Genomic DNA, 12,328 nt, shown 5'->3' on the forward strand with positions numbered 1-12,328 from the left:
TTCTACAGGTTCCGGTATGTTACATCGACCGTAGGGTCTTTGGCGCGTGCTAACACACCAGGTACGTCGACCACGAACCCATCTCCGGTGAGCGCCTCTGCCATCTCGTCGACGTCGATGTCCGCGAACTCGTCGTGGCCCGTCCCGACGAGGACGCCGTCGAACGCCTCGAACGACAGGTCGGTCGTGACGGGCACGTCGAAGTTCTCCCTGATAGCGTCCGAATCGGCGTGCGGGTCGTAGGCGACCATGTCGACGCCGTACTCCTCGAGGTCGGCGATGATGGCGCCCACCTCGGAGGTCCGGATGTCGCCGACGTTGGGCTTGTAGGCCACGCCGAGGACCAGCACGCGGCTCTCGCGCGGGACCGTCCCGGTGTCGTTCATCGCCCGGCGGACCAGCTCCGCGACGTGGGACGGGACGTACTCGTTGATCTCGCGGGCCTGCATGATGAGTTCCGGGACGAACCCCTCGCGTTCGGACTGGTAGGAGAACAGGTGGGGGTCCACCGGGATGCAGTGACCGCCGACGAGGCCGGGGCGGTACTCGTCGTGGAAGTTCCACTTCGTCCCCGCGGCGTCGAGCACCGCCTGCGTGTCGAGGTCGAGGTGGTCACACGCGATGGCGAGCTCGTTCACCAGGGCGATGTTGACGTCGCGCTGGACGTTCTCGATGGCCTTCGCGGCCTCCGCGGTCTCGATGTCCGGCGCGCGATAGACGCCGGCGTCCACGATGGACTCGTACACGTCCGCGACCCGCTCGCAGACGGCGTCGGTCCGGCCGCTCACGATCTTCGTGACGTCTCGCAGGCCGCGCTTGCTGTTGCCCGGCGAGACGCGCTCGGGGGAGTAGCCGACCTCGAACTCCTCGCCCACGGTGAACCCGGAGGTCGACTCGAGTGCGGGCACGAGGACGCTCTCGGTCGCACCGGGATACACCGTGGATTCGAGCACGACGATCGTGTCTTCGGACATGTGCTCGCCGACGGTCTCGCCGGCACTCTCGATGTACGAGAGGTCCGGCGTTCCGACCTCGTCGACCGGGGTCGGGACGGTCAGGACGACCACGTCCGCGCGGGCGATGGACCCGGGGTCGTCGGTGAACGTGGCCTCGCTGTCGGCGATACGCTCGTCGCCGAGTTCGCCGGTCGGGTCGGTCCCGCTCGCGAGCGACTCGACCTTCTCCGTCTGGACGTCGTAGCCCACGACGGGCCGGCCTTCCTCGGCGAACGTCAGGGCCAGTGGCAGCCCGACGTAGCCCAGGCCGACGATACAGACCGACTCGGTCCGTGCGTCCTGTGGCGCGACTGTCTGGCTCACCGCTGGTCACCCCGTGGTGGCTGTGTCCGTCTCGCTGCGTCCGTCGACTCGCCGGTTCTATGATCGTATGCGACTCGCATCTGTACAAAACCAACCGTACGGGGTCTCCTTCGTTATAGACCGCAATAGCTCGGCTTAGCCGCGCGGTAATCGAGTCGCGAACCGTCCCATCGGTTGTAATTCGGCGTGAAGCGGCCTCATTCGGCCTTATCCAGGCTATAATAATGCGGGTAGTCCCCGGGTGTACGAACGAGACCAGTCCAGAACTGGTGACCCCACCACACCCTCGCGGAGGTACCCAACCATGACTCCAACTGTACGCGACGACCCCGTGTCGGAGGTCCCGAACGTCCCGACGCGGTTCGACGAATCGGCGAGTGACCATATCGTGTCGATGCTCCTCGACGCGCTCAAGGACCGTCGGCGGGTGGACGACCCACACGTCCTGGCCGTCGGCATCCAGAGCGACGTCGCCCAGGAGACCATAGTGAAGCTCCAGTCCCACGGCGTAGCGGTCATGGGGCTCTCGGCAGACACCGCCGTGGACTCGCTGGGCGAACAACCCGGCCCCCCGACCGACTGTTACGACGCCATCGTCGTGTTCAGACCGTTGAACACCATCGACGGGCTCTCGCTTAAGGACCTGCTCTCCGACGAGGTCTCGGACCAGCTCCTCATCGACGTCACGGGCACCGTCGACCCGGCACTGGTCATCGAACAGGGGGCGATCACCGTCACCTACCGGGGGCTCTGATGTACCGGAACGCAACCGTCGCGGTCGTCGTTCCGGCGTACAACGAGGAGGACCACGTCGCCGACGTCCTCACGTCCATCCCGCGGTTCGTCGACCGGGTCTACGCCATCGACGACCGGTCGACCGACGGCACCTGGGACGAGATCTGCCGCGCCGTCTCCGAGACTGTCGACGCGGCTTCCGGGGACGAGAACACCTCGGAGGACGCGACGGACACCCCGGACGGCGCGAGCGACACCCGTGTCGAGAACGCCGTGCAGTCGGTCACCGACGGCGGGACCGTGCCGCCCGACATCGTCCCCATCCGGCACGAGGAGAACCAGGGGGCCGGCGGCGCGCTCAAGACCGGCTTCAGGCGCGCACGCGAGGAGCAGATGGACGTGACCGTGACTCTGGATGCCGACGGCCAGATGGACCCCGACCAGATGGACGACCTCGTCGAACCGGTCGCGACCGGCGAGGCGGCCTACGCGAAGGGGAACCGGCTGGCCGACAGCGAGTACCGCGAGTCGATGCCGACGTTCCGGCTGGTCGGCAACTGGCTGCTCTCGGTCCTCACGAAGATCGCGAGCGGCTACTGGGGCATCATGGACTCACAGAACGGGTACACGGCAATCTCCCACGAGGCGCTGTGCGCGCTGGACCTGGAGGCGCTCGGCGACGACCACCAGTACACCAACGACATCCTCGTCCACCTCAACGTCGAGCAACTCCACGTCGTGGACGTGCCGATGGAAGCAGAGTACGGCGACGAGGAGAGCTCCATCTCGCTGACCGGCTTCGTCCCACAGACCTCGTTCGCGCTCTTGCACGGGTTCCTGTGGCGACTGAAGGAGCGCTACCTGGCCCGGAACTTCCACCCGCTGTCGCTGTTCTACGGCCTCGGCGTGGTGGCGGTGCTGGCCGGAATCGCCCGGCAGCTGTTCCGGGGCGACGACGACGGGTCGCTGCTGTTGACGATGCAGGGGGCCTTCCTCGTGCTGATGGGGATGGTGCTCGACCGTCGCGAGAACCAGCGCGAGGGAGGTGAGTGACGATGCGAGTCATCGTCACCATCCAGCACCCTGGACACGTCCACTTCTTCAAGCACGCCATCCAGGAGCTGGAGGCCCAGGGCCACGAGGTCCACGTCTTCGCCCGCCGGATGGGCGTGAACCTGGAACTGCTCGACGCCTACGGTATCGACTACGAGGTCCTCGCCGACGAGTCGGAGGGGCTCGCGTCGCTCGCGTTCGTGCAGGCGACGTACGAGGCGAAGCTGCTCGCCCGCGCCTGGAAGATAGACCCGGACGTCATCACCGCCATCGGCGGCGTCGCGGCCTCGCACGTCGCGAAGCTCGTCGGCGCGCGCAGCGTAATCTTCTACGACACCGAGCACGCAAAGCTCATCACGTCGCTTGCGTACCCGTTCGCGGACCAGCTCTGTCTGCCGGACTGCTACGACGGCGACCCGGGCGGGACACAGCGACGCTATCCCGGATACCACGAACTGGCGTACCTCCACCCGGACCGGTTCGAGCCCGACCCGTCGGTCCTCGACGAGGTGGGTCTCGACCCGGACGACACGTTCGTCGTCGGCCGGTTCAACGGCTGGGGGGCCTCACACGACCTCGGCGAGGGCGGGTTCGACAACGTCACCGAGGTGTTCGACCGCCTGGAGGCGACCGGCGCGACGGTGCTGTTCACCTCCGAGAAACCGCTCCCCGCCCACCTGGAGGACCGCCGCATGACGGTCGCGCCCGAGCGCATGCACGACCTGCTGTACTACGCCGACCTCTTCGTCGGCGAGGGGGCGACGACCGCGGCCGAGAGCGCGGTCCTCGGAACCCCTGCCGTGTACGTGAACACGCTCACCATGGGCTACACGCAGGAGCTCGAACAGGAGTACGGCCTGCTCTACAACTTCGACACCAAGAACCGCCACAGCGAGGCACTTCGCAAGGCGGAGTACATCCTCGAAGAGTACCAGCCCGCGCGCTGGCAGCGTCGTCGCCAGAACCTGCTCGCGGACAAGGTGGACGCGACCGACGTGATCGTGAACCAGGTGACCTCGCGCGAACCTGCCCCGGTCACGGCATGAGGGTCCTCCAGCTCATCACCTCGACGCGGACGTTCTTCGAGACGCAGGTCGAGACGCTGGAAGACCGTGGTATCGAGTGTACGACCCTGGCGGTGCCGGGGACGTACTCGCCGGACGAGCCGCGGTCGGTCTCGGACTACCTGAAGTTCGCGCCGAAGGTGGCCCGGGAGGCCATCGACGACTACGACCTCGTCCACGCGAACTACGGGCTGGTCGGGCCGTACGCGGTCGCCCAGTTCCGCCATCCGGTCGTGCTCACGCTCTGGGGCACGGACCTCATGAGTGACATGACGTGGCTCCGGGCCCTGAGCCAGTACAGCGCACGCCTCGCCGACGAGGTCGTGCTGCCGAGCCAGGCCATGGCACCCCAGCTTTCCACCGACTACACCCACGTCCCGTTCGGGGTCGACACCGACCAGTTCCGGCCCATCCCACGGGCCGAGGCGCGCAAGCACGTGGGCTGGTCGCAGGACGAGACGGTCGCACTGTTCCCGTACGAGACCAGCCGGGCGGAGAAGGACTTCGACCGGGCCCGCCGCGTGGTCGAGCGGGCGGACGCCGACGTGACCCTGCGGTCGCTCTCCGGCGTGAACTACGCCGAGATGCCGTACTACATGAACGCCAGCGACCTGCTGTTGCTCACGTCGACCCGCGAGAGCGGGCCGATGACGGTGAAGGAGGCCGCGGCGTGTAACCTGCCGGTCGTCTCGACCGACGTCGGCTTCGTCCGTGACGTGGTCGGCGACGTCGAGCACTGCACCGTCTCGGACGCCGACCCGGACCTGACCGCGGCCGTCGAGCAGGTCGCGGCCACCGGTGCGCGCTCGGACGGGCGGCAGTCCGAGGAACTCGTGAGTCACGAGGAGATGGCCGACCGACTCGTCTCGGTGTACGAGTCGGCGCTCGCCTGAGGACATTTTCTATCGCAGGTGTCGGTCGGTCGACCAGGGGACCGTCCCACATCGGTTAGCGTACAGTTAAGCGGCGTAAACGACCAACAACCGACAGACATCGGCCGGGAGCGTCACCGCGTTTCATCTGTCACGCACCGGTACGGCACGACCATGTCGTCCCCTCTTTCGTCGACCCACGACCGACCGTTGGTGACTGCGACCCGCCAGGAATCGACCCCCAGCCGACACGCCGGCCGCTCGCGACGCGCACGGAGCGCCTCGTCCGGAGGTGAGCTGCAGTGAACGTCAGAGACGCCTACATCACGACGAACCAGGTCATGTCGCTTGCCATGGACGAACTCCGCGACGACGGCGACCACGGGCTCTCGCCCGGCGAGAAGCTCGACCTCTGGCGCGACGGGTTCCAGAGCCAGGCGGCGACCCTCTACGACTTCGAGACCCACGGTCGGGATGCCTACCTCGACGACTACAGCCGCTACGTCCAGACCAAACGGATCAACGGGCGCTGGAGCCTCGCGCTCGACAACAAGCTCCTGTTCCACCGACTGCTGGAACCGTTCGACGAGCATCGCCCGGAGCTGTACGGGCTGGTTCGTGACGGGCAGTTCCATCACCTCACGGGGGCGGCCCCCGAACCGGCGACTGCCCGGTTCGGCCGCAGCGACGGCGGCACCGACCAGGTGGCGACCCGCGGCGTCGACGGCCGGAACGCCGGGTCGGTCGTCCTCGAACGACTCCAGCGCGAGGGGAACCTCGTCCTGAAGTGGACCTCGGGTGGCGGGGGGAACAACGTCCTCCTCTGTCAGGCGATGGAAGAAGGCGTCCGCGTCGACGGTGACCCCGTCAGTCGACAGTCGTTCGAGCGACGCGTCGACTCGCTCTCGGATTACCTCGTCACCGAACTCGTCGGGATGGACGACTACGCCTACACGCTCTATCCCGACTCGCCGAACACCATCCGGGCGCTGACGATGTACGACCAGCAGGCCGGCGAGCCGTTCCTCGCGACCGCCGTCCATCGCATCGGGACCGACGAGTCCGCGCCCGTCGACAACTGGTCGGCGGGCGGGCTCTCTGCACAGCTCGACCCCGACACCGGCCAGTTGAGTCCCGCGGCCCGGGCCCCGAAGTTCGGCTGGGATGGCCGTCGGGAGGTCCACCCCGACACCGAGACACAGATCGCCGGCGTCACCGTCCCCGGCTGGGCGGACATCCACGACGAGTTGCTGACGATGGCGGACGAACTCTCCTACATCCCCTACATCGCGTGGGACATCGTCGTCAGCGCGCCGGGCGAGTTCGCCGTCATCGAGGCGAACAACTACACTGACGTGGACCTGTTGCAGGTTCACGAGCCGCTGCTGACCGACGAACGGGTCAGGCGGTTCTACGAGACACACGGCGTCTGCTGACCGCGACAGACGGGAGAATGGCGGCGCTCAGACGGTCTCTGGCCGGGAAAGCCAGTGCGGCCCGGCGTGTTCGGTCCCGGTCGCCATCGCCGTCCAGTCGACGACGTCGGAGACCCGGAGCTTGTGGCGCACCGGCAGTTCGTGGAGGTGTGACGCGTTCGGGAACAGGTGCTGGTCCATGTCGTGTTTCTCGAAGATGTCGTGGCGGTCCGGCCACGCCGACTCGAAGGAGGTGACCAGCGGCAGCTGTCGCCGCAGGAACCCCTCGACCTCGTTGAACACGACGGAGTCGTGGGGCCGGTCCGGGGGGCGGGTGTCGAGGATGTTCGAGTCGAGCTGGCGACACGCGTCGAGGAACGTCTGCGTGTTGCGGTGTTCCGGCGGGGTCGAGAGGTGCCAGTCGATGAGCTCGGTGTCGAGGACGAAGAAGGACTCGAGGTAGTTGTCGAACAGGTGGCGGCGGAACGGGATGGACGGCTGGTTGCCGATGCCGGCGACGTCGATGACGTTCTGGATGTCGTCGGCGCGGTCGGCGACCTTCTCGACCTCGCGCTGGACGGCGTCGCGGACGAAGCGATGCGGGTCGTCGACGATGCCGACGTGTTCGGCCAGGGCGTCGGAGCCAGCCTCCACGTAGCCGAACTTGTCGAGCAGGGCCTCGACCGGGTCGGGGTCCGGGTCGAGACGCGGCAGCGGGAGCCGTTTCCCGAACCCGTGGACGTAGTCCTGTTTCAGGAAGTGCCCGGTGAGGAAGGTGTCACACAGCAGGCCGTGGTACATCGTATCCACCTCGATGTCGTCGTCGTACCCGGCGTGATGGATGTGGAGCGACTCCTTGACCCCCTGGGTGTACTGGATCTTCTCGTCGGTCGGTTCGAGGTAGCGTCGGGACGGCTCGAAGGCGACGTGCTCCGTGTCGTACTGGGCCGCGAGGGCACGCGCACCCTGGGTCTCCTGTGCCTGTGGGTGGCCGACGGTGTAGGCGACCTCGATGTCGGGAATCTGGGAGAGCAGGAGCCGGGAGTCGTAGCCGGCAGAGAGCATCATGCCCTTGGTTCCGGGGTAGTGCGACCGGCGTTCCATCGCTCGTTCGAGCCGGTCGGCGAGTTCGTCCACGTAGTCGAACTCCTGTGGGTCGTGGACGAACCGGTCGAGCGCTTCGACGCCCGTCGCGGTGACGTACGAGTCCACGGGGGCTCGCTGGAGACCTTCGAGGGCGGTCTTCTCGCCGAGGGTCACCCCGAGGTGGAGGAACTCACCGACGGCCTGTCGGTTCCGGGTCGGGTCGACCATGGTCTGGGCGACCGCCGTCGCGTCGGTCCCGAACACCCGCGTCCCGGGGTCGTCGGTGTAGTAACAGGCCCACGACCGGACGGGGTCGGTCGCGACGATGGCCTCGTCGTCGTGCTCGACGACCGCGAGGTACGACCCGTTGAGGTCGCCGAGGGCGTCGACGCCGCGGTCGGCGTACGCCTCGAGGAGCCACGACGCGGACGGCTGTGACTGTCCACCGGGGGTGAAGGCCTCGCCCCAGACGGCGCAGATTCCGTCCGCCGTGTCGGCGACCGAGGTGCGGTTCGGGATACCGAGGCCGGGGCTTCTGACCCCGACGGTCACGCCCTCACCGTCGAGTATCGCGTCGAAGCGCCGGTCGCCGGTGTTCGCGTCGAACTGGTCGCGGTCACCGAAGACGCCGAACAGCTCCTTGTCGTTCGAGTGCGAGACGGTGCGCCCCGTGGGCTGGTCCATCGCACGGCCCGGTTCTCCGTGGCCGAACATGGTGGGATTGGGTTCACGCACTGTCGGTGCCTCTCGTCAGTGTGTAGCCGAGCGTCACGGCCAGCACCAGCGTCAGGGCGATGGCGACACTCCGCTTGCGGCGGTTCAGGCCACGGGCCGCCGATGCGAGCACTCCGGGAACCTCGTGGCCGTCGACGGACGCCCGCCGGAGGTGGCGCAGGCTGCCGACCGGGCGACCCTCCGCGAGGAAGTGCTTCGCGACGAAGAGGTTGCGCTGGCCGCGGATGTCGCGCCCGTCGGCCTCGATAGCGGCGACCTCCTCGTCGTACTTCGAGAGGAGTTCCTCGTTCGCGTCCCGGTAGGTCTCGGCGGAGGGACTCCCGGTGTCGTGGCGGACCATCAGGGGTTCGGCGACGTGTGCGAGCTTGCCCGCCTTCACGACCCGGAGGGCGAACTCGGTGTCCTGGAACCGGTCGAGGTCCTCGTCGAAGCCGCCGACGTCGCGGGCGACGGCCGTCTCGACGAGCAGCGTCGAACCCGCCCCCGTGTGGAGGTTGTCGGAGAGGATCTCGCGGACCATGTCGCCGGCCCCGCCTTCGGTGGGATAGTCCCGGTCGAACCGGTCGAGGAGGGCCGCGACCGTTCGCTTCCAGCTCTCGCCTGACTCGTCGAGGTCGTACTCCCAGTCGCAGTACGCGGCGACCCAGTCGTCGGACTCGGCGTCGAGCCTGTCGAGCTGGTGCTCGAGCTTCTCGGGTTTCCACTCGTCGTCGGAGTCGAGGAGGGCGACGTACTCCCCGTCGGCGTTCGCCAGCCCGGTGTTCCGGGCGGCGTTCCCACCCCGGTTCGTGTCGTGGCGGAACGTTCGGAGCCGGGAGTCGTCGTACTCGTCCAGCACAGCCTGTGTGTCGTCGGTCGACGCGTCGTCGACGACCAGACACTCCAGGTCGGACATCGTCTGTGCGAGGACGCTATCGATGGCCCGCCGGACGGTGTCGGCTCGGTTGTACGTGGGGATGATGACGCTGACTTTCGGCATTCACTCGCCCTTCGGTACGGGGGCTGTTTGTTATCGACCGGTTAAGCCAGCGGGACGTTCTCTCCGCTCCGTCCCGCCCCCGCGGGTGTTCAGTCCTCCTCCGGGACGGTGTGCTCCTCCGCGACGGTGTGCTCGATGAGCTGGCTTAGGGCACTCCGAAGGCGCTGTGAGACGCCGGAGGTGGAGATGCCGAGCAGGTCGGCGAGTTGCTGCTGGGAGATGCGCCGGGGCACGTCGAAGTACCCGGTGTCGAACGCGGTCCGGAGCGTGGTCAGCTGGGTCTCGGTCAGCCCGAGGAACGCGTCTTCGGCGAACGTATCGGTGTAGAGCCGCCGGATGGAGAAGTTGACGTCCTCGTCGTCACAGAAGTCCCGGAAGCGCAAGAGCGCCTCGCGGTTCGGAACCTCGAGCCGGACGAGCCAGCCGCCGTCGCTGCTCTTGGCGTCGACGACCCGGATGTCGAGCTTGGCTGTCGCGGGGGTGATCGGCTGGGTGTTCGGGAGGAGCCGCACCCGGTACACCCGGTAGGTGTCCTTCTCGGAGACGAGCGTCGGGTCCGCGACGGTGGGGTCCTCGACCAGCGCCGCCTCGAATTCGTCGTACTCGTCGCCGGTCACGGTGAAGAAGAAGATCTTGACCTCGCAGTCGAGGACCGTCTGGTACTCCGGCCTGATGGTCACGCCGGGGACGGTGGCGATGCAGTGGCTCAACAGGAGGTCCGGATTGACCAGGTGCACCTCGGCGATGAGGGCCGAGGAGTCGGTGTCGACCAGTCGTGGCACCGGCTCGGCGTCCTCCTCGGCCAGGTCGACGATGAACGGCCTCTCGCGCCACTCACACGCCGGCTCTTCGGTGGTGTCCTCTGAGCTCATGGGTCACCCCCGTGGCGCTCACGTCGGTTCGTCCCCGTCATCCGTCGAACAACACGTCCATGACCGTCGCCTGTCCGGCGCGAATCTGTTTGCTGACCGCGGACTGGGAGCCACCCGCGAGGTCGACGAGGTCTGCACTGCTCGTCTCGCGTGGCCAGTCGAAGTAGCCGGCCTCGTGGGCGAGCCGGAGGAGGCCGAGTTCGCGGTCCGAGAGCCGACGTTCGACGTCGGAGCGGGCCCCCTCGGCGGTTCGAACCGAGTCCGCGGTCCGGCGACGGGTCAGCAGTTCGACGTCGTCGCCGCCCACGTCGAGCGAGGACAGGAGGTCGTCGACGTCGGTCCCGGCCGGCACCTCGACCGTGAACTGGACGGCATCGTCCCGGTCCTCCAGCCTGTGGACGTTCCCGTCCGCGGCAGCGACGGTCGCCAGTATCGGGTCGTCCACCACGAGGTGACACACCCCGGCCTGTCCGCCGATCCAGCTGAACGACGCCACGTCGGGGTCGTCAACGAGGATGCGCTCGAAGGCGTCGACGTGCTCCTCGGGGACGTCGAAGAACGCGCGAGTCCCCTGCTGCGTGTCGAAGAGGGACTCGAGCTCGAGGGCGGGTGGAAGCTCCCGAATCAGGCGCGGGAGGAGGGTTGTCGCGGACCGGGCCAGGCAGTCGAGTCGCAGGCGGTGGTCGGTCAGCGGGCGCTCGCGGCACACCATCGTGTCGATGGCGTACGCCGCGGTCGTCGCGAGTTCGCGGACCAGCGTGCCCACGACGCCGTCGAACGTGTCGGCATCGGTCCCGAAGACGGTCACCACGCCGTACGTCATGCCGTCGAACGTCAGGGGAACGCTGAGGACGGAACCGTGGCCGCACTCCCGGGCGGCGGTCCGCCACGCGGCGTCCGCGTCGGCGGCACCCTCGTCGAGCCCGGCGATCTCGGTGACGGTCCCGGAGGCGGCGGTCCGGGCAGCCGGTGTGCCGGTCGCGGTGTCCTCGTCGACCCCGTCGATGGAGACCGTCTCGATGTACTCGCTGTCGCCGGCCCACGACCGGGGCGCGATGGTGTCGGTCCGCGTCTCGGTCTCGCCGACCCACGCGAGGGTCACGTCCTCGAACCCGTTCAGCCGTTCACAGAGGTTCTGCTCGACGGCCTCCCGGGACTCGGTCCGGACGAGTTCGTGCTCGATGGACCGTACCCTGTCGGCGAGGTCCGTCAGGCCGTCGGCGTGACCGAAACGCTCAGCGGGTTGGGTCGACTCGGCCGACGGCGGGTTGGTGTGCCAGCCGAACGCGAGCTCCCCCAGCGAAGCCACCAGTCTCGCCGTCTCGATGGTTCGCACGTCGAACCCCTGCTCGGTCGCGACGAGGACACCGATTCCGCAGGCCGGGACGACCACGCTCCGACCGTCGTCTCCCTCGTCGATGAACCCGTCGTCGGGGTCACGGATGAGCGTCTCCTCCGTCAGGTAGGCCCTGGCGACGGCGGACCCCTCGCCGAGCGCGTACGAGGACGGCGGCTTCCCGGTCCGTGGCCCACTGGAGAAGGCGGTCAACTGGAGCGTCTCCGTCCGCTGGTCGTGGAGGTACAGTTCGACGGTCGCGTCTCCCAGCAGGTCGGTCGCGGTCTCGACGAGTCGGCGACTCACCTCGAGCGGCGTCCCGCCGTTCAACACGTCGCCGAGGCTGCCCGCGGCGACGTGCTCGGCTGCCTGCCTGGTGGCGGAGCTGAAGCGGTGGGTCGCGTCCTCCTCGATGGCCCCGCGGAGCCGGGAGGCGAACACCTCGTACCCGGTCACGTCGTGCCAGGCCACGTCGGTCGCGCCGTACGACAGCGCCTCCTCGACGGTCAACGGCCCCTCCTCGTCGAGCACGGCGTACAGTAGCGTGTCGTCGAACTCCGAAGAGAGCGTCTCGATGGCCGCGCCCGGCCGCGTCCCGCTGCTCTCGGCGTCGACGACGATGCAGTCGACGTCGAAGGCGACGTCCGACCAGTCCGACCCCGGGTCGACCGACGGGTGGGTCAGCAGGGTCGGGTCGTCGAAGTTCTCGGTGAGCGTCTGCAGCGCTGGTTCGAGACGACCCTCGCTCCCGACGAGCAGGAAACACGGCGTGCTCGACCGGGACCTGACGGCGGCGTCCCGGCTCACGGTCGGGTCACCCCGGTTACGGACCGGGTGTCGGAGTCGGCACAGGTGAAGCTTG

Annotated in this window: 10 protein-coding genes; 5 read left to right on the forward strand and 5 right to left on the reverse strand. The window is 68.0% G+C overall.

Annotation, left to right across the window (positions count from 1 at the left end; all coding sequences use genetic code 11):
- Window positions 1-2: 2 nt before the first annotated feature.
- Window positions 3-1,319, reverse strand: a complete 1,317-nt coding sequence (locus ACSC1S_RS02805) for a nucleotide sugar dehydrogenase (RefSeq protein ID WP_435363066.1) — start codon at window positions 1,317-1,319, stop codon at window positions 3-5.
- A gap of 304 nt (window positions 1,320-1,623) precedes the next feature.
- Between ACSC1S_RS02805 and ACSC1S_RS02810 the strand changes: the two genes are divergently transcribed.
- From ACSC1S_RS02810 to ACSC1S_RS02830, 5 genes are all read left to right on the forward strand, one after another.
- A complete protein-coding gene (locus ACSC1S_RS02810) occupies window positions 1,624-2,073 on the forward strand; it encodes a hypothetical protein (protein ID WP_435363067.1) in 450 nt (149 codons plus the stop codon).
- Window positions 2,073-3,107 (forward strand): glycosyltransferase family 2 protein, encoded by a 1,035-nt coding sequence (locus ACSC1S_RS02815; RefSeq protein ID WP_435363068.1) that lies wholly within the window; start codon window positions 2,073-2,075, stop codon window positions 3,105-3,107. The genes ACSC1S_RS02810 and ACSC1S_RS02815 overlap by 1 nt, the downstream gene beginning before the upstream one ends.
- Before the next feature lie 2 nt (window positions 3,108-3,109).
- Window positions 3,110-4,153 carry a DUF354 domain-containing protein gene (locus tag ACSC1S_RS02820; RefSeq protein WP_435363069.1) on the forward strand — a complete coding sequence of 348 codons (1,044 nt, stop codon included), beginning with the start codon at window positions 3,110-3,112 and terminating at the stop codon, window positions 4,151-4,153.
- Window positions 4,150-5,064 carry a glycosyltransferase family 4 protein gene (locus ACSC1S_RS02825; RefSeq protein WP_435363070.1) on the forward strand — a complete coding sequence of 305 codons (915 nt, stop codon included), beginning with the start codon at window positions 4,150-4,152 and terminating at the stop codon, window positions 5,062-5,064. Before ACSC1S_RS02820 ends, ACSC1S_RS02825 begins: the two co-directional genes overlap by 4 nt.
- Window positions 5,065-5,345: 281 nt before the next feature.
- Window positions 5,346-6,479 carry a sugar-transfer associated ATP-grasp domain-containing protein gene (locus ACSC1S_RS02830; protein ID WP_435363071.1) on the forward strand — a complete coding sequence of 378 codons (1,134 nt, stop codon included), beginning with the start codon at window positions 5,346-5,348 and terminating at the stop codon, window positions 6,477-6,479.
- Between the two features lie 27 nt (window positions 6,480-6,506).
- Here ACSC1S_RS02830 and ACSC1S_RS02835 read toward each other — a convergent pair whose 3' ends face one another.
- From ACSC1S_RS02835 to ACSC1S_RS02850, 4 genes are all read right to left on the reverse strand, one after another.
- Window positions 6,507-8,228, reverse strand: coding sequence for an asparagine synthetase B family protein (locus tag ACSC1S_RS02835; protein ID WP_435363072.1), 1,722 nt, complete (start codon window positions 8,226-8,228; stop codon window positions 6,507-6,509).
- Window positions 8,229-8,271: 43 nt separating this feature from the next.
- Entirely contained in the window at window positions 8,272-9,258 is a 987-nt protein-coding gene (locus ACSC1S_RS02840) for a glycosyltransferase family 2 protein (RefSeq protein ID WP_435363073.1), read from the reverse strand.
- Window positions 9,259-9,347: 89 nt separating this feature from the next.
- Window positions 9,348-10,130 carry a helix-turn-helix domain-containing protein gene (locus tag ACSC1S_RS02845; protein WP_435363074.1) on the reverse strand — a complete coding sequence of 261 codons (783 nt, stop codon included), beginning with the start codon at window positions 10,128-10,130 and terminating at the stop codon, window positions 9,348-9,350.
- 37 nt (window positions 10,131-10,167) lie between these two features.
- A complete protein-coding gene (locus tag ACSC1S_RS02850) occupies window positions 10,168-12,273 on the reverse strand; it encodes a GAF domain-containing protein (protein WP_435363075.1) in 2,106 nt (701 codons plus the stop codon).
- Between the last annotated feature and the right edge of the window lie 55 nt (window positions 12,274-12,328).

Origin of the sequence: Haloarchaeobius pelagicus, assembly GCF_051207375.1 — an archaeon.
In the GTDB taxonomy this organism is placed as follows: domain Archaea; phylum Halobacteriota; class Halobacteria; order Halobacteriales; family Natrialbaceae; genus Haloarchaeobius.

Bases quoted from the DNA above. Each gene is read 5' to 3' on its own strand.
- ACSC1S_RS02810 (WP_435363067.1), top strand. From the start codon at position 1,624: ATGACTCCAACTGTACGCGACGACCCCGTGTCGGAGGTCCCGAACGTC.
- ACSC1S_RS02815 (WP_435363068.1), top strand. From the start codon at position 2,073: ATGTACCGGAACGCAACCGTCGCGGTCGTCGTTCCGGCGTACAACGAG.
- ACSC1S_RS02820 (WP_435363069.1), top strand. From the start codon at position 3,110: ATGCGAGTCATCGTCACCATCCAGCACCCTGGACACGTCCACTTCTTC.
- ACSC1S_RS02825 (WP_435363070.1), top strand. From the start codon at position 4,150: ATGAGGGTCCTCCAGCTCATCACCTCGACGCGGACGTTCTTCGAGACG.
- ACSC1S_RS02835 (WP_435363072.1), bottom strand. From the start codon at position 8,228: ATGGACCAGCCCACGGGGCGCACCGTCTCGCACTCGAACGACAAGGAG.
- ACSC1S_RS02840 (WP_435363073.1), bottom strand. From the start codon at position 9,258: ATGCCGAAAGTCAGCGTCATCATCCCCACGTACAACCGAGCCGACACC.
- ACSC1S_RS02845 (WP_435363074.1), bottom strand. From the start codon at position 10,130: ATGAGCTCAGAGGACACCACCGAAGAGCCGGCGTGTGAGTGGCGCGAG.